We start from the raw sequence: 17,015 nt of genomic DNA, 5'->3' as shown, positions 1-17,015 counted from the left end.
TCTATCAACGCCACAACCAGGTATTTTGCTGCCAAACGTGATTTGGACCACAAATTCATATTTTGCAGTAACGAGACCAACTTTGTCTCGATCCGATTACTGGAACTCTGTATCGACCCTTGTGCTGACAGCTCGGAGCGGACATGGGCAATTTTCTCGCGACTACCTCGCAACCAGTCCGACCGGCTTACAAGATCGCGCTGCGCGAAAAGTTCCGCACGTCCGATGAGTCGATTCCGTTCGCATCGCTCGGCATCCTCGAGTCCTGGACGCAGATTATCCGGGCGTCCGCCCGGGGCCGAACAGACCGATTCGGGTCGAGATCCACTCGCATGCTCGAACGAGATCCTCTGGCCTCCAATGCATTGCCAGCGGCGAGTTCTCCCCAAGATCGAATAGAAGCGGATCGGAGCCGACATCGATATAGCGTCAGCCAGTTACTTGGCTTCGCCGTCCGATGGCTGCGCTGAGCGCGTCCAGTTCGGCCAACACGTCGGATGCGGCCCAGATCCGGTGACGTTTGTTCTCCGACAAGACCTCCAGGATGCCAGCGTCGGTCAATCTGCCAAGAGCTCGGTAGACGCTGGCTTCGGTGGTTCCGGTAATCGCCTGTGCGGCATCGGCATTGAGAATCGGCGTGTCGAGCAACGCGGCGAGTACCGCTTCATCCGCCGAGTTGGCTCGGGGCTTGGCGATGGCGCGCCACCGCGCGGGAAGCTCGGCGAGGGCGCGGGCGGATTCGTGTGCTGCCTCGCACGAATGAATCGTCGCGATTGCCATGTACTCCACGAATTGGTCGACACCGCCTTCGCGGTAACCATTGAGCTGCCCGAAGTAGCGCTCTGTGTTCGCGAGCATTGCCGACGCCAATGGGACCGTGACCCGCTGGGTGAGGCCGCGCCGCCTCAGGACGGCGCTGATGAGAGCGCGCCCGATCCGGCCGTTGCCGTCGGTGAACGGATGAATCGATTCGAATTGCGCGTGCGCGATGGCGGCCTGCGCGAGAATCGGCAAGTCGCTGCGGTCGAGGAAGAGGATGAGGTCGTCCATCAGTTCGGCGACCAGTTCTGGTGGGGGCGGCACGAACAACGAGTCGATCGGGGTGTAGTCGCTGCCGCCGATCCAGTTCTGGACGGTTCGCAGTGTGCCCGAGTCTCGGGCCGTGTAGTAGTCGGGAGCCATCAGCAGTCGGTGTGCTTCGAGGATGGACTCGAGGCGGATCGGCCCCTCGGAGGCTGCGGCGACGAGTGCTGCCAGCGTGCGGACCGCAGCCAGTTGTGCCTTGGCCTCGTCGCTGGCCTTTCCGCCGGCAACCGCTTTGCCGAAGGCCCGCCAGCCCGCATCAATGTGCTCGATCTTCGAAGAAGCCACGGACTCGCTTCGCATCAGGAAGTCCGCCAGCGGAGCCAGGTGCTGACCGAAGCCCGCCTCGAGTCGCACTATCGCGATGATCGCGTCTTCGTGTGCTCGTGCGACGCGGCCTGCGGGTGCGTATGGAAGGTCGGCGATCCGGGGCGGAATCGAAACTTCGATCTCGGCTAGAGTGCGGTCGGCCCGTGAGCCCTGCCGGTGTCGTGGGTTCCATGGGCGGGTCTCGAAGCGATGGGGTGGCCAGCCCATGAAACCTCCCTTCGCCGGAGAAACGTACACAGTCTGCGAGTTCATTATACTTTAGCGTAGTGAAAGTATAATAAAGATGTCGCTGTTGTACTTTTCAGCTTCGTTGGGCATCAAGCGACGACTTGCAGAAGGGATCCTGCGTCCATCCGACACCGGAACGCGCGGCCGCTGCACGTCAAAAACGTGCTTCAACCCGCGCACGCGGCTCGACGTGTGTGAGACAGAAATTGCCAGAACCGGTCAGTTGCCGAAGCGGGCCAGTACCGAGCTGGCTTCCTGGGAGGCGGTGCCTTCTTCGGCGAGGTGCGCCATTTCCGGGGCGATTTCGCGGCCATGGTGGGCCATCGCCTGGGCGTAGAGCCGCCCGGCCCGGTAGGAGGAACGGACCAGGGGGCCTGCCATGACGCCTGCGAAGCCGAGCCCCTCGGCTGTCTTGGAGTGCTCGACGAACTCCTCCGGCTTCACCCAGCGGTCGACGGGGTGGTGGCGAGGGGAGGGGCGCAGGTACTGGGTGATGGTGAGGATGTCGCAGCCTGCCTCGTGCAGGTCGCGCATGGCCTGGGTGACTTCCTCGGGGGTTTCGCCCATGCCGAGGATGAGGTTCGACTTGGTGACCAGACCGGCTTCACGGGCGGCGGTCAGGACCGCGAGGGAGCGCTCGTAGCGGAAGGCCGGGCGGATGCGCTTGAAGATGCGCGGGACCGTTTCGAGGTTGTGCGCCAGCACTTCCGGGCGCGCGGAGAAGACCTCGGCGAGCTGGTCGGGGTTCGCGTTGAAGTCGGGGATCAGCAGTTCCACGCCCGTGTGCGGGTTCAGACGCTTGATGGCGCGGACGGTTTCGGCGTAGAGCCAGGCGCCGCCGTCTTCCAGGTCGTCGCGGGCGACGCCGGTGATGGTCGAGTAGCGCAGGCCCATGGCCTGGACGCTCTCGGCGACGCGGCGGGGCTCGTCGCGATCCAGGGCGGCGGGCTTGCCGGTGTCGATCTGGCAGAAATCACAGCGGCGCGTGCACTGTTCGCCGCCGATCAGGAAGGTGGCCTCGCGGTCTTCCCAGCATTCGAAGATGTTGGGGCAGCCCGCTTCCTCGCAAACAGTGTGCAGGCCTTCGCGCTTCACCAAACCCTTGAGTTCGGAGTACTCGGGCCCCATGGTGGCGCGGGTGCGAATCCACTTGGGTTTGCGCTCGATGGGGGTTTCCGCGTTGCGGGCTTCGATGCGCAAGAGCTTGCGGCCGTTGGGTGCGGACGCGCTGTGTGGTGTCGGGGTATCGACTGAGGTCACTTGATCGACCTTACGCCGTCGCGTTCGTGGTACGCGGGGTGGTGTCACCAGGAGTGACGCGGGAGATATCGTGCTCGCCGACCGGCAGGTCGCCGTCGAGCGCGCGGACGATGGCGTCGGCCACCAGCGGCTTGATCTCGGCGACGGTCACTTCTCGACCGAGTTCGCGGGTCAACGTGGTGACGCCAGCGTCGCGGATGCCGCAGGGCACGATGGCCTGGAAGCCGTCCATGGCGGCGTTGCAGTTGAACGAGACGCCGTGCAGGGCCACGCCACGCTGCACGCGCACCCCGATCGCGGCGATCTTGCGTTCGGCGTACAACTCGGTGGCGGGCAGCCAGACGCCCGAGCGGCCCTCGACGCGGCCACAGATCAGGCCGAGGCCGGTGCACACGGTGATCAACGCCTCCTCGAGGCGGCGCACGTAGTCGACGACGTCGACCGGCTCGGCGAGCCGCACGATGGGGTAGCCGACCAGTTGGCCGGGACCGTGCCAGGTGATCTTGCCGCCGCGGTCGACCTGCACCACCGGACTGCCGTCGATGGGCAGGTCGTCGGCCTCGGTGCGGCGGCCCGCGGTGTACACCGACGGGTGTTCGAGCAGCAGCAGATGATCGGATCCGTTGCCGTCGGCGCGCTGCTCGGCGATGCCGCGTTGCAGGTCCCAGGCGGCGTGGTAGTCGATGAGTCCGAGATCCTCGACCACGATCGGGGTCGTATCGAATCGGGCGGACCGGGTGGTGCGCGGGTTGATCACAGCGACGACGGTACGCCCACGGGGCCGACCGATTCCAGCACCACGATGTGGGAACCCCCACAGCCGGAGCGAGGTTGCCAGGGGGAGAGCTGGAAGGTTGCGATGTTCGGCTACGGCATCGCGGAGCGGCGGGGACGATCTGGATTCGCTCGGGAGCCGCACGGCCCGGTCACACCCCCGGCCGGTAGCCCTGCCGTCCATATGGCGGGCTCAGCGAAAGCCTGTGCCGCATATCGCGGTCCCTCGAGGGAGCCAGGAATCAGTCGACCTTGACCGGCAAGGTCAGCTGCATGAGGGTCAGATCCATCCAGCGGCCGAATTTGTGGCCCACCTCGGGTAGCACACCGACGGTGCGGAAGCCGAAGCGTTGGTGCAGCACGATCGAACCGGTGTTGGAGGATTCGATGGCGGCGATCATGGCGTGCACGGCGGCCGCGCGGCGCGCACGGTCGATCAGGTCGGTGAGCAGGGCGGTGGCGATGCCGCGACGCTGGAAGCGTTCGTCGACGTACACGGAGTTCTCGACGGTGTAGCGGTATCCCGATTTGGCGCGCCAAGGCCCGTAGCTCGCGTAACCGGCCAGCTCCCCGCCGATCTCGGCGACCAGCACGGGCAGGCCCGCGCCGGTGCGGGCCCGGAACCAGCCGAGGCGTTCGTCCAAGCCGACGCGCTCGGTGTCCCAGATCGCGGTGGACGTGGCGATATTCGCGTTGTGGATGTCGAGGATCGCCGGAAGATCGTCGGTGGTGGCGTCGCGGATGACGGTGGCGGGCCTGGTGTCGAGTCGGTCGGTCATCGAACATCTCCGGGTCGTCCCACCGCGGCCGCGAGCGCGGCGCCGATGGTGGGATGGTGGAACTGGTAGCCCGCTTCCTCGAGCGCGGTGGGAATGGCCCTCGGGCCGTGCAGGATCGCCTCCTGCGCCATCTCGCCGACGAGCGCGTGCAGCGCGAATGCCGGGATGACGAGCGGAGTCGGGCGATGCAGCGCCCGGCCGAGCGCCCGGCTGAACTCGGCGTTGGTGACCGGTGCGGGACCGACCACGTTGATCGGACCGGACACCGCGTCATGGGTGAGCGCGAAGACGATCGCGCCGATCTCGTCGGCCATCGAGATCCACGGCGTGTACTGGCGACCGTTGCCGAGCCGCCCGCCCAAGCCGACCGCGTACAGCGGGTGCAGCATGCCGAGCAGGCCACCGGCCCGGGACAGCACCACGGCGCTGCGCAACAGCACGGTGCGCGCCCCCGCCGCCGTGGCGGGTTCGGTCGCCTTCTCCCAGTCACGGCACAGCGCGGCCAGGAATCCGGAACCGGCGGGCGATGACTCGTCCACCACCCGATCGCCGGTCGCGCCGCCGTAGTAGTGCATGCCGCTGGCGTTGAGCAGCACGGGGACACCCGCGTCGGCCACCGCCCCGGCCAGCACGTCGGTGGGCGTGATCCGGCTGTCTCGCAGCTCTTGTTTGAAGCTGCCGTTCCAACGGCGCCGTCCGACGCCCGCGCCGCACAGGTTGACCACGGCGTCGGCGCCGCGAAGCGCCCGCTCGTCCAGCTGGGCGCGGGCCGGGTTCCAGGCGAATTCGTCCGGACCCGCGGTTTTCCTGCGCACCAGCCTGGCGACTTCGTGCCCGTCGCGGCGCAGAGCCGCGACGAGCGCCGTCCCGATCAACCCGGACGAGCCGGCGATCACGACCTTCATACGTGCCGCGGGACCTTCCTCACAGGCCGAGATCGGCCTCGAACGCCGCTTCCTCGAGCCGGTGACGGATCGTGGTCAGGAAGCGCCCGGCGTCGGCGCCGTCGATCAGGCGGTGGTCGTAGGTGAGCGGCAGGTAGCACATCGAGCGGACGCCGATGGACTCGTTGCCGGTCTCGTCGGTCACGACGACCGGACGCTTGACGATCGCGCCCGTGCCCAGCATGGCCGCCTGCGGCGGAACCAGGATCGGGGTGTCGAACAGCGCGCCCTGGCTACCGATGTTGGTGATCGTGAAGGTGCCGCCGGCCAGCTCGTCGGGCTTGAGTCCGCCGTTGCGGGCCCGGTTGGCGATGTCGGCGATGGCGCGCGCCAGCCCGGCCAGCGACAGGTCGCTGGCGTTGTGGATCACCGGGGACAGCAGGCCCTGCTCGGTGTCGACGGCGATGCCGAGGTGCACCGAGGCGTGGTAGGTGATCTCCTTGGTGGACTCGTCGTAGCTGGCGTTGACGTTCGGGTGCACGCCGAGCGCCTCGACCACGGCCTTGGCGAAGAAGGGCAGGAACGTCAGGTTGACGCCTTCGCGCTCCTTGAACGCCGCCTTGGCCTGATTGCGCAGCGCCGCGATCTTGGTGACGTCGGCCTCGTGCACCTGGGTCAACTGCGCGGTGGTCTGCAGCGACTCGCGGGTCTTGGTCGCGGTGATCTGGCGGATGCGGTTGGCCTTCTGCACCGTGCCGACCAGGTGGGCCAGCTGGGAACGGGCGGCGGCGGGCGCGGCGGGCGCCTGCGCGGCCGGAGCTGACGCGGCCGGAGCGGCGGCCGGAGCCGGGGCCTTCTTGGCCTCGGCGGCGGCGAGCACATCCTGCTTGCGAATGCGGCCCCCGACACCGGAACCGGTGATCGCGGCGAGGTCGACGTTGTGCTCGTCGGCCAGCTTGCGGACCAGCGGAGTGACGTACGGAGTTGCGCCGTTGGAGGATTCGGCGGCCGCCGCGGCGGCGGGCGCGGGAGCCGGTTCGGGCTTGGGAGCCGGAGCCGGAGCCGGAGTGGGAGCCGGGGTGGGCGCGGGAGCCGGAGCGGCGGCGACCGGAGCCGGTTCGGGCTTCGGGGCCGGTTCGGGCTTCGGAGCAGGTGCCGGGGCGGGCGCGGGAGCCGGGGCGGCGGCCGCCGGTGCTCCGCTGCCGATGACGCCGAGCTGCCCACCGACGGGCACGATGTCGTCTTCCTGGGCGGAGATCTCCAGCAGGGTGCCCGCGACGGGCGAGGGGATCTCGGTGTCGACCTTGTCGGTGGAGACCTCGAGCAGCGGCTCGTCGACGGCGACTTCGTCACCGACCGACTTCAGCCAGCGGGTGACGGTGCCCTCGGTGACCGACTCGCCGAGTTCCGGCATCTTCACCGGCGTGCCGTCACCGGACGACGCGGGCGCGGCCTGGGCGGCGGGCGCGGGTTGCTCGGCGGGCTGGGGCTCGGCGGCGGGCGCTTCCTCCGAAGGGACGGGGGTCTCCTGCGCGGGCGCCGCGGCTTCGGGAGCGGGCGCGGGCGCGGAAGAAGCCGCCTCACCGGGCTCGCTGATCACGCCGAGCTCGCCGCCGACCTCGACCACGTCGTCTTCGTTCGCGACGATCTTCGACAGCACACCCGCCGCGGGGGACGGGATTTCGGTGTCGACCTTGTCGGTGGAGACTTCGAGCAGCGGCTCGTCGACCTCGACCGTGTCTCCTTCCTGCTTCAGCCACCTGGTCACCGTTCCCTCGGTGACGCTCTCACCAAGAGCGGGCATCTGGACGGAGAAGGCCATGTCCGTTGACTCCTCTGACTGCTCGACGGGGTTCTACAACAGTTGATCTCGCTGCGGACGCCCGCCGCGGGTCGCGACGGGAGTCCGGAAGCCACCGATCATTGTGCGTGGCACCGGAGATCCGTGTGGTTCTTGTACCGCGGTCCATCCTTGCACTCGCGCGCAAGCCATGTAGCACAGGGCGGCGTACTGCGCGGAGCTGGCAGTATGGGAAGACCGGCGGTGAACATTCTCCGGTGCAGGAAAAGGAGGTCGGCGTCGTTGGGTTTGCTGGATCGTTTCCGCGGCGGCGCCGCCCGGGGTGGCGGCACTTCACGTGGGGGTTCGGTGTCCGGGCCGGACGCTCGGCATCTGGCCGACTGGGTGCGCACGCATGTGGGCGTCGAAGGCTACATCGAACCGAAGACCACGGTGACAGATGTCACAGTTGTCCTTATTGCCGCGGATGGTGAATGGACGCGCCGGATCGTCGGCGAGCGCGGGGCGCAACGGCTTGCCAAGGATTTGCACATCCCCGTCTACGACGTCCGCAAGACCGGATATCCGCAACGCATGCGTGACTACGACGCGCGTAAGAGGATGGAGCGGCAGCGCGAGATGGAGCGGGACCTGTACGACCTCTGAGTCGCTGAATTGTCCGTTGCGCCCGATTCCTGCCGGACCCGTGGGGGTGCCGCGGAGCCGTCTCGCTTGTCGTCAGTGACGCGAGCCGGACCCGCCGGAATGTCGGTCGGGGAGGCATGGAACACGTGACGCGGCGAACCGGGTGCCCTGCGCGCGCCGTCCGGGAGCCGCCCCGGACGACGCGCGTCGCGCTCACTCCCCGGCGATGTCCTGGAGCACGGCGATCAGCGTGCGGACCGGCACGCCGGTGCCGCCCTTGCCGATGTAGCCGAACGGGCCGCCGGTGTTGTAGGCCGGGCCTGCCACGTCGAGGTGGGCCCACTGCACGTTCTCCGGGACGAACTCCTTGAGGAACAGCCCGGCCGAGAGCATGCCGCCCCAGCGGTGCGGCGCGACATTGGCCAGGTCGGCGATCTTGGAGTTCAGGTCGCCGCGCAGTTCGGCGGGAAGCGGCATGGCCCAGCCGTTCTCCCCGACCTCGCGGGAGATGCGGGCCACCCGGTCCCGGAACTCGTCGGTGCCCATCACGCCGGGCGTGCGGGTGCCGAGCGCGACCATCTGCGCCCCGGTCAGGGTGGCCACGTCGATCAGGTATTCCGGGTCGTCCTCGCTCGCGCGCACGATCGCGTCGGCGAGGATCAACCGGCCCTCGGCGTCGGTGTTGAGCACCTCGACGGTGGTACCGCCGTATTGGGTGAGCACGTCGCCGGGGCGCTGCGCGGTGGCCGACGGCATGTTCTCCGCCATCGGCACCGTCGCGGTGACGGTGATCGGCAGGCTCAGCCGCGCGGCCAGCAGCGTCGTGGCGATCACGGCGGCGGCGCCCGCCATGTCGGAGGTCATGTTCTCCATGTTCTGCGCGGGCTTGATGGAGATTCCGCCGGTGTCGAAGGTGATGCCCTTACCGACCAGCGCCACCTTCTTCGGGCCGCCCGCGTAGGTGATCCGGATCAGGCGCGGCGGGCGCGAGGAACCCTTGCCCACGCCGAGCACGCCGCCGTAACCGCCCGCTTCCAGCGCTTTCTCGTCGAGCACCTCCACGGTGAGGCCCGCGGCCTCGGCGAGTTCCTGAGCGCGGGAGGCGAACTCGGCCGGGAACAGGTGGCTGGGCGGGGTGTTCACGAAATCCCGTGCGGTGGCGACGGCCTCGGCGGTGACCTGCGCGCGGAACAAGGCTTCTTCGCCGAATCCCGGCTCGGGCACGAGCAGCTCGACGCGGGCCACGGGCCGCTCGTCCGGCTTGGGCGCCGACTTGTCCGAGCGGAACGGCGTGAACGAGTAGGCGCCCAGGTAGAAGCCCTCGGCGGCGGCGGCGATATCCAGTCCGGACAGCGTGGTCACCGCCAGTTCGGTGCCGGACAGCGAGCGGGCGGCCACACCGGCCGAACGGCGGATCTGCTCGGCGTCGAGCTTCTCGGCGGAGCCAAGGCCGACGGCCAGGACGCTGCTCACGCCGTCCAGCCCGACCGGCGCCGGGATGCGGGTCAGCTCCTCGGCTTTGCCCTTGGCGCCCACCGCGCCGAGCTGATCGAGCAGTTCCGCGCGCACGTCGGCGGTGAGCACGTCGCCGAACAGGTCCTCGGGCACGATGGCGGGACCGTCCTCCGAGGAGGTCAACCCGATGACGAGCACATCGGTGTCCGCGCCGATGGTCTCGGTGCGTGCCAGTTCCGGTCCGAGCGAGCGATCTGCAACAGCGGTCATTGGCACAGGCTATTCGCTTCGTTCCGGATGGCGCACCGCGACGCCGTCGAGCAGGAGTTCCACCGCGGTCGCGAGCAGGTCGTCGAAGTCCATCTCGAAGGTGGAGTCGAGGTCGGTGAAGTAACGGTGCAGGACGGGGCGCAGCGCCGGGTCGAGCAGTTCGGCGAGTTCGCGCGGCGCGGCCGGGTCGGCGGCGTCGCGCGGATCGCCGAGGCGGTCGGCGCGCTCGGAACTCCACAACAGCGCGAGCCCTTGGACCAGGCCCGACAGGGCGAGGTAGGTCGCGAATCCGGTCTGCCGGGTCAGGCCGGGATGGTCGAGGGCGGCGAAGTTGCGCTCCAGGACGTCCAGCAGCGCCGGGCCCAGCGGCGGACGGACGCGCGCCAGCAGCGGCAGCATCCACGGATGCCTGCGGTAGAGACGCCACTCCTCGTGCGCCTCGTGCCGTAGCCGGGGACGCCAGCCGGTGCACTCCGTCCCGGGTGGCGGGATCTCGTCGAGCGCCAGCTCCGCCATGCTCGCCAGGAGCGCCTCGCGGTCGGGGAAGTGGCGGTAGAGGGTGGCGGTCGCCACGCCGAGCGCGCCGGCCAAGCGGCGCATGGTGAGTCCGTCGAGTCCGTCGCGGTCGGCCAGCTCCACCGCCGCGCGTGCGATGCCGACGGTGGTGAGCCGCGCCGGACGGGTGGGGCGGCGCACCGGAATCGCCGCGCGGCGGGCGCGATAGGCGCGGGCCTGGCAGGAGCGCGAGCAGTACTTGCGCCGTCGGCCCCGGCTCGGCTGGGCGAGTTCGTCGTGGCAGATCGCGCAGGTCATCCGGTTTCCGTTTCGACACACGAACAGGTGTGACGAAATAGTAGTGATACGGCTTCGACCTGCCTAGATTCATGCGTGAACACGGTGTTCGCAGGGAAAGGGGAGGCGGATGGAGATCACCGCTCGCCAGGCGCGCGTCCAGGACCGTGACGCGCTGATCGAGGCGTTCGGCATCGCCAGCGCGGACGAGGTGGTGACCGCGTGGGTGCTCGAAGGACAGCCCGATACGGGTTTCCGTACCTCGTTCGTGCCCGGTCTGGTCGATCGAGCGTTGCGCGACGACGAGATCTGGGTCGCGGGCGCGGGCGAGGAGATCTGGTCGATGTCGATCTGGCAGCACGTCACCTCGGTCGAACGGTTCGCCGACGAAGCCGCCGAGGCGCGGACCATGCTCGAGCAGGCTCCCGATCTGCGCGTGGCGCAGCGGCTGGTGATCGTCACCGACCTGCTCGCCCGCGAACACCCCCGGGAGTTCCCACATCGGTACCTGCAGATGATCGTCACGGTGCCGGAGCATCGCGGAAAGGGAGCCGGAGCGGCGATTCTCGCCGATCGCTTGAAGGCGGCGTCCGAAGCGGACGTCCCGGCGTTCCTGGAAGCCAGCACCGAACGATCCGCTCGGCTCTACAGCCGCTGCGGATTCGCGCCGACCGGAACGACGCACACTTTGCCGCAGAACGGCCCGACGCTCATCCCGATGTGGTTCCGGCGTCAGCGCGTGCGAGCGTTGGACGCCCTGGTCCCGGATAAGCTCGGCTGGTGACCGAGACGAACCTGCTGCAAGGACCCATCCACGCCGTGCACGTCGAGCTGGGGGCGACCTTCGCGCCGTTCGGCGGCTGGGAGATGCCGGTGTCCTATGCGGGCACGGTGACCGAGCACCAAGCGGTTCGCACGACGGTGGGGCTGTTCGACGTCAGCCATCTCGGCAAGGCGACGGTGCGCGGCCAGGGCGCGGCGGCGTTCGTGAACTCGGCCCTGACCAACGATCTCGGCCGGATCCGGGCGGGCAAGGCGCAGTACACACTGTGCTGTGCCCCGGACGGCGGAGTGATCGACGACCTGATCGCCTACTACGTCGGCGACGAGGAGATCTTCCTGGTGCCGAACGCCGCCAACACCGCGGCGGTCGTCGCGGAACTGAGCAAGGTCGCGCCCGAGGGCGTCACGGTGACCGACGAGCATCGCGACTACGCCGTGTTCGCGGTGCAGGGCCCGCGCTCCGGCGAGGTGCTGAGCGCGCTCGGGCTGCCCACCGACCTCGAGTACATGGCCTACGCCGACGCCGAGTGGGACGGCCGTCCCGTCCGGGTCTGCCGCACCGGATACACCGGCGAGCACGGCTACGAATTGCTGCCGCGCTGGGCCGACGCCGAATCGCTGTTCCGCGCCTTGGTCGAGCGGGTGCGCGCCGCCGAGGGCCAGGTGGCCGGGCTCGGGGCCCGCGACACCCTGCGTACGGAGATGGGGTATCCGCTGCACGGGCACGAACTCTCCCTGGACATCTCCCCGGTGCAGGCGCGCTGCGGGTGGGCGGTCGGCTGGCAGAAGCCGGAGTTCTGGGGGAAGGCCGCTCTGGAGCAGGAGAAGTCGGCCGGTCCGCGCCGAATCCTGCTGGGGCTGAAGGCACTCGACCGGGGTGTGCTCCGGCAAGGACAGACCGTGCTGCGTGATGGCGAGCCCGTCGGCGAAACCACTTCCGGCACCTTCTCGCCCACCCTCAAGGTCGGCATCGCGCTGGCATTGCTCGACACCGCGGCGGACATGCAACCCGGCGCCGAGGTCGAGGTCGACGTGCGCGGCCGCCGCGTGCGCTGTGAAATCGTGCGGCCGCCGTTCGTGCGGACCAGCACCAAGTGACCCGTCCTTCTTCCGGACGCACGGGCGATCGGCTGCGGGCGGCACTGCGCGGAGGGGTGTGGACCATGGCGAAATGGCCGGAATCGGGCCGGATAGGATCGTCGCCATGACCGCTGCCGCACAGTTCACCCGTATTCCGCACCCCGCGCCGCTTCCGGCGCAGCGGCGACAAGAGGTACTGGCGGAGCCGGGGTTCGGGCGGTACTTCACCGATCACATGGTCTCGATCGATTACGTCGGCGGCACGTGGACGAACGCGCGGGTGGAGCCGTACGGGCCGCTGGCGCTGGACCCCGCGACCATGGTGTTCCATTACGGCCAGGCCATCTTCGAGGGACTCAAGGCCTACCGGCACGGTGACGGCAGCGTCTCCTGCTTCCGCATCGACGCCAACGCCGCGCGTTTCCGCCGGTCGTCTCGCCGGATGGCGATGGCCGAGCTGCCCGACGAGCTGTTCATCGAGTCGGTGCGCCAATTGCTCGAGGTGGACCGCGACTGGGTGCCCGCGGCGGGCGGCGAGGAATCGCTGTACCTGCGGCCGTTCATGTTCGCGACCGAGGCCGGACTCGGCGTGAAGCCCGCCGCGGCGTACAAGTACCTGCTGCTCGGTTCCCCGGCGGGAGCGTACTTCCCGCGTGGCGTCAAGCCGGTGCGGGTCTGGCTGTCCACCGAATACGTGCGCGCCGCGCCGGGCGGCACCGGCGAGGCGAAGGTGGCGGGCAACTACGCGGCTTCGCTGCTGGCCCAGGCCGAGGCGTCGGCCAAGGGCTGCGACCAGGTGGTGTGGCTGGACGCGTGTGAGCGCCGCTACGTCGAGGAGATGGGTACCAACAACCTGTTCTTCGTCTTCGGTTCCGGCTCCGACGCGCGGCTGGTGACCCCGGAACTGTCCGGCTCGCTGTTGCCTGGCATCACCCGCGACTCGCTGCTCACCCTCGCCGCCGACTCCGGCTTCCCGGTCGAGGAGCGCAAGATCTCCGTCGAGGAATGGCGCAAGGGCGCCGAATCCGGTGAAATCACCGAAGTTTTCGCGTGCGGCACCGCCGCGGTGATCACGCCGGTCGGCTGGGTTCGCTCCGGTGCGGGCGAATTCACCATCGGCGGTGGCGAGCCCGGCGCGGTCACCATGGCCCTGCGCGACACCCTCACCGGCATCCAGCGCGGCACCTTCGCCGACAAGCACGGGTGGATGCGGCGGATGTGACTCAGCCCGGCATCAGCATGTGCCACTGCTCCAGCGTCTGCGGGCGCATGACGTAGTTTTTGTCCCGGACAGTGGACAGCGCGGCGCTGGGTTCCTGCGAGTACCAGTGGCCCGGATAGACGACCGGGTCGCCGGCGAGTCCGGCCAGGTAGCGCAGGCTGCGGAACATTTCGTCCGAATCGCCGCCGGGGAAATCGGTGCGGCCACAGCCGTCGACGAACAGGGTGTCGCCCGCGATGAGGCGGTTGTCGAACAGGAAGCACTGACTGCCGGGCGTGTGGCCGGGCGTGTGTAGTAACTCGATGTCGAAGGCTCCGACGGTGACCTTGTCGCCGTGCTCGTGGCCGGTGAGTTCGCTCTCGGCGATCCCGGTGACGTTGGCCACCCACGGCAGCTCTTTGGCGTTGACATGCACTGGGACGCTTGTCTTTTCGAGCAGCTCGCGCACCCCGCGCAGGGTGAAGCCGAGCATCGTGCCGCCCACGTGATCGGGGTGGTGGTGGGTGGCGAGCACCCCGCTCAGCCGCAGGCCGTCGCCCTCGGCGATGTCCACCAGATCACCCGCGGCGTAGGCCGGATCGATCACCACGCAGTCGCCCGTTTCCCGATCGCCGATCAGATACGCGAAGTTGCGCATCTGCGTCGCGATCGGATCGCCCACGGCGTAGTCGCGTCCCGACAACAGCTGGCGAAAGTACAGGCGCTCAGAAGACATACCGCCCACCTTATTGCCCGACCCAGACGATCCGCGCGCCACCGCCGGAAAAATTCCAGTGACCCAGACTCTCGCCCCCAAAGGCTCGCAGGGGACGGTCAGCCGGGCTGGATCGTGAGGGACAGCACGGCCGCGGTGAGGGCCACCGTGGTCTCGACCGCGGCGCCGAGGACGTCACCGGAGAGCCCGCCGAAACGGCGCGCGCAGTGCCGGACCAGAACCGTCGACGCGGCCAGTCCGAGCGTCACGGCCAGTGGGCCGAGCCACGGGCGGCCCGGGACGGCGAACACGGCGAGAGCCGCCGCGGTCACCGGCCACGCGACCGCGGCGGCGGCCGATTGCGTGCCGGCCACCAGAACACCGAACCCGGTGCCCGGCGCGGCCGGGACGCCCCGGCAGGCGAGGGGTATCGCGACGCGGCCGGTCACCACGGCGAGAGCGGCGGCGAACCACCGGCCCGAATCGGCCAGGGACGCGAACGAGAACGCCTGTATGCCGATGACGAACGTCAGCCCGGCGACACCGAATGGTCCGGCCCCGCCGCTCTTCATGATCTGCCTGGCCCGCTCCGGCGGCCCATAGCTGCCGAGCCCGTCCAAGGTGTCGGCCAGGCCGTCGAGATGCATACCCCTGGTGATCAACGCCAGCGCGCCGACCACCAGCAGCCCGGCCAGCGCGGCGCTCGCCCCGGCCACGGTCAGCGCCCAGAGCAGGCCCGCCGCCCCGGCCCCGAGCAGGGCGCCGACCAGCGGCGCCAGCAGGATCGCCCGCCCCGCCGCCGCGCGGTCCACGGCATCCGGCTCGCGCACCGGGAGCACCGTGAGCCAGGAAATCGCCAGCCGAACCCCGTTCACGCCGGTCCTCCGCGGACGGGCGGCGCTTCCCTGGGGACCGGGTGCCGCGGGCGGACTGCCGACGCCTGCGGATCGCCGCTCGAAGCCCCGAACGGTCCGGGAACGAGGTCACGGCAGCCGCGCCGAGTGGTAGGCAGGTGGCGGCCGCGCGGCAGGGCGGACTTCACTTGCGCAGGTTCGGCGGGGCGCTCGCCGGTTCGGCGTCGGAGGTGCTGACGCCCGCTTCGGCGAAGGTGGACATCTCCGCGAGAGCGGCCACCGCCGAGCGGAGGATCGGAAGCGCGGTCAAGGCGCCGGAGCCTTCGCCGAGGCGCATGGCCAGGTCGAGCAGAGGGTCCAGGCGCAGGTGCCGCAGCGCGAGGTCGTGTGCCGGTTCGGTGGAGCGGTGACCGGCCAGCCACCAGGCGCTCGCGCCCGCGGCGAGGTCCTCGGCGACCATCGCCGCGGCCGTGACGACGACGCCGTCCAGGACGACGGGGGTCCGACGGGTGGCGGCCTGTGCGAGGAACGCCGCAATCGCGGCGAAGTCGGCGCCAGCGGCCACGCGGAGGAGTTCGACCGGGTCCTTCACCACCGGGCGGGCACGGCGCATCGCGTCGCGGATCGCGGCGACCTTGCGGATCCATCCGGCGTCGTCGACGCCGGTGCCGCGCCCGACCGCCGCGACCGGCTCGGTATCGGTCAGGCTCGCGACGAGCACGGTGGCCGGAGTGGTGTTGCCGATGCCCATGTCACCAGCGATCAGCAGGTCGGCGCCCGCGTCGATCTCCTCGTCGGCGATGGCACGGCCTGCTTCGATCGCCGCTCGCACCTCCTCGGCGGTGAGCGCGTCCTCGCGATCGATCGCCCCGCTGGAGCGGCGCACCTTGTGCTCGGACACCTGCGGATCGGTGTCGGCGTCGACGGAGATGTCCGCCACCCGTACCGTCGCGCCCGCCACCGCCGCCAGCGCGTTCACCGCGGCGCCGCCACCCAGGAAGTTCGCGACCATCTGCGCGGTGACCTCACTCGGATACGCCGACACCCCGTGCCGCGCGACGCCGTGATCCCCGGCGAAGACCACGACCCTGGCGCGCTCGAACTGCTTCGGCGGGCACGTGCCCTGGCAGGCCGCCACCCAGTTGCCGAGTTCCTCCAATCGGCCCAGTGCACCAGCGGGTTTGGTCAGTTGCGCCTGCCGTTGCTCGGCCGCCGCACGAAACTGTGTGTCCGGAGGCGCTACCGGTCCGAATCCGTGCGTCACTATCGAGCCTTTCGGTCATGGCGGGTCAGCCGACTACGCCGCCCAATCTTGCCATTGCCCCTTCGTGCCGTGGGTCCGTGACCTGATCGCCGGCGGTGGGCGGTGCGACCGATCCGCGCGGTTCACCGCCGCTCGTCGCTCGTAGTCGCGCGGGCTACTTGAGACGGAGGGGGAGGCCCGCCACGACTAGGAATGCCTCGTCGCAGACCTGGGCCAAGCGCTGGTTGAGGGTGCCGATCTCGTCGCGGAAGAGGCGGCCCGAACGCGTGGCCGGGACGACGCCCATGCCTACCTCCGGGCTGACGATCACGAGATCACCGGTGTAGGCGGCGACGGCCGCGACCAGTGCGTCGGTGTCGGGGGAGACCGTGCCGCGCGGAGCCTCCCAAGCCTCGCGCGCGTCGATGCGGGCGGTCAGCCAGGTGCCGATGTCGTCGATCAGGGTCACGTCGGGCGGCGTGGGCATGAACGCGGTGAGAATCGCTGTCGGGTCGGCGCTTTCGATGGTCGACCAGCCCGCCGGGCGTCGGCCGCGATGTTTGGCGATGCGCTCGGCGAAATCGTGGTCGGCGGGATCGGGCACCGCGGTGGCGAGATAGCGCACCGGGCCGCCGGCCCGGAGCGCGAGGTCCTCCGCGAACGCCGACTTCCCGGACCGCGCGCCACCCAGAACGAGGATGCTGCGCGGCGCCGCGGGCGAGGGACTTTCCGACACGAGTGCACGGTATCAATCGAACGGCGGATTGCCGCGTGACTCCCGATGCACGCCCGATGCGTGCCGCGCTCCGGGCGAACTTCGGAATGCGGCCTGCGGCGAGACGTGCCGAGCGGGCGCGGC

At 69.6% G+C, this 17,015-nt stretch carries 16 protein-coding genes; 4 read left to right on the top strand and 12 right to left on the bottom strand.

Annotation, left to right across the window (positions count from 1 at the left end):
* Positions 1-429 precede the first annotated feature (429 nt).
* From ACWEO7_RS24200 to sucB, 6 genes are all read right to left on the bottom strand, one after another.
* A complete protein-coding gene (locus ACWEO7_RS24200; RefSeq protein WP_452426314.1) occupies positions 430-1,620 on the bottom strand; it encodes a Fic family protein in 1,191 nt (396 codons plus the stop codon).
* 240 nt (positions 1,621-1,860) lie between these two features.
* On the bottom strand, positions 1,861-2,901 hold the full coding sequence (lipA, locus tag ACWEO7_RS24195) for a lipoyl synthase (protein WP_452426312.1): 1,041 nt from the start codon (positions 2,899-2,901) through the stop codon (positions 1,861-1,863).
* A gap of 10 nt (positions 2,902-2,911) precedes the next feature.
* The gene (gene lipB, locus ACWEO7_RS24190) at positions 2,912-3,658 is read right to left on the bottom strand and encodes a lipoyl(octanoyl) transferase LipB (RefSeq protein WP_452426310.1); all 747 of its coding nucleotides are present in this window, start codon (positions 3,656-3,658) and stop codon (positions 2,912-2,914) included.
* Between the two features lie 259 nt (positions 3,659-3,917).
* The gene (locus ACWEO7_RS24185; protein WP_452426308.1) at positions 3,918-4,454 is read right to left on the bottom strand and encodes an N-acetyltransferase family protein; all 537 of its coding nucleotides are present in this window, start codon (positions 4,452-4,454) and stop codon (positions 3,918-3,920) included.
* Positions 4,451-5,359, bottom strand: coding sequence for a TIGR01777 family oxidoreductase (locus tag ACWEO7_RS24180; protein WP_452426307.1), 909 nt, complete (start codon positions 5,357-5,359; stop codon positions 4,451-4,453). Before ACWEO7_RS24180 ends, ACWEO7_RS24185 begins: the two co-directional genes overlap by 4 nt.
* Positions 5,360-5,378: 19 nt before the next feature.
* Positions 5,379-7,160 carry a 2-oxoglutarate dehydrogenase, E2 component, dihydrolipoamide succinyltransferase gene (gene sucB / locus ACWEO7_RS24175; RefSeq protein WP_452426305.1) on the bottom strand — a complete coding sequence of 594 codons (1,782 nt, stop codon included), beginning with the start codon at positions 7,158-7,160 and terminating at the stop codon, positions 5,379-5,381.
* A gap of 261 nt (positions 7,161-7,421) precedes the next feature.
* Between sucB and ACWEO7_RS24170 the strand changes: the two genes are divergently transcribed.
* Positions 7,422-7,784, top strand: a complete 363-nt coding sequence (locus ACWEO7_RS24170) for an oxidoreductase (protein ID WP_452426303.1) — start codon at positions 7,422-7,424, stop codon at positions 7,782-7,784.
* Positions 7,785-7,976: 192 nt separating this feature from the next.
* Here ACWEO7_RS24170 and ACWEO7_RS24165 read toward each other — a convergent pair whose 3' ends face one another.
* Complete coding sequence (locus tag ACWEO7_RS24165) at positions 7,977-9,488, bottom strand: leucyl aminopeptidase (protein WP_450024748.1); 1,512 nt, start codon at positions 9,486-9,488, stop codon at positions 7,977-7,979.
* 9 nt (positions 9,489-9,497) lie between these two features.
* Positions 9,498-10,301 (bottom strand): TetR/AcrR family transcriptional regulator, encoded by an 804-nt coding sequence (locus ACWEO7_RS24160; RefSeq protein WP_452426302.1) that lies wholly within the window; start codon positions 10,299-10,301, stop codon positions 9,498-9,500.
* Positions 10,302-10,410: 109 nt separating this feature from the next.
* On the opposite strand from ACWEO7_RS24160, the gene ACWEO7_RS24155 reads away from it, so the two are divergent.
* The 3 genes from ACWEO7_RS24155 to ACWEO7_RS24145 all read left to right on the top strand — a co-directional run bounded on the left by ACWEO7_RS24155 (position 10,411) and on the right by ACWEO7_RS24145 (position 13,365).
* Positions 10,411-11,064, top strand: a complete 654-nt coding sequence (locus ACWEO7_RS24155; RefSeq protein ID WP_452426300.1) for a GNAT family N-acetyltransferase — start codon at positions 10,411-10,413, stop codon at positions 11,062-11,064.
* Entirely contained in the window at positions 11,061-12,161 is a 1,101-nt protein-coding gene (gene gcvT / locus ACWEO7_RS24150; protein ID WP_452426298.1) for a glycine cleavage system aminomethyltransferase GcvT, read from the top strand. Before ACWEO7_RS24155 ends, gcvT begins: the two co-directional genes overlap by 4 nt.
* Positions 12,162-12,267: 106 nt before the next feature.
* Positions 12,268-13,365, top strand: a complete 1,098-nt coding sequence (locus ACWEO7_RS24145; protein WP_452426297.1) for a branched-chain amino acid aminotransferase — start codon at positions 12,268-12,270, stop codon at positions 13,363-13,365.
* 1 nt (position 13,366) lies between these two features.
* Here ACWEO7_RS24145 and ACWEO7_RS24140 read toward each other — a convergent pair whose 3' ends face one another.
* The 4 genes from ACWEO7_RS24140 to cobU form a co-directional block, all read right to left on the bottom strand.
* Positions 13,367-14,080 carry an MBL fold metallo-hydrolase gene (locus tag ACWEO7_RS24140; RefSeq protein WP_450024738.1) on the bottom strand — a complete coding sequence of 238 codons (714 nt, stop codon included), beginning with the start codon at positions 14,078-14,080 and terminating at the stop codon, positions 13,367-13,369.
* A 98-nt stretch (positions 14,081-14,178) separates the two neighbouring features.
* A complete protein-coding gene (locus tag ACWEO7_RS24135; protein ID WP_452426295.1) occupies positions 14,179-14,934 on the bottom strand; it encodes an adenosylcobinamide-GDP ribazoletransferase in 756 nt (251 codons plus the stop codon).
* Positions 14,935-15,097: 163 nt separating this feature from the next.
* Positions 15,098-16,177: a nicotinate-nucleotide--dimethylbenzimidazole phosphoribosyltransferase gene (gene cobT, locus ACWEO7_RS24130; protein WP_452426294.1), complete on the bottom strand. Its 1,080-nt coding sequence runs from the start codon at positions 16,175-16,177 to the stop codon at positions 15,098-15,100.
* A 154-nt stretch (positions 16,178-16,331) separates the two neighbouring features.
* Positions 16,332-16,892, bottom strand: a complete 561-nt coding sequence (gene cobU / locus ACWEO7_RS24125) for a bifunctional adenosylcobinamide kinase/adenosylcobinamide-phosphate guanylyltransferase (RefSeq protein ID WP_452426292.1) — start codon at positions 16,890-16,892, stop codon at positions 16,332-16,334.
* Between the last annotated feature and the right edge of the window lie 123 nt (positions 16,893-17,015).

This window comes from Nocardia sp. NPDC004260, assembly GCF_053603155.1.
Note: the sequence above shows the minus strand (reverse complement) of the source record. Positions and strands in the feature narration are given on the sequence as shown.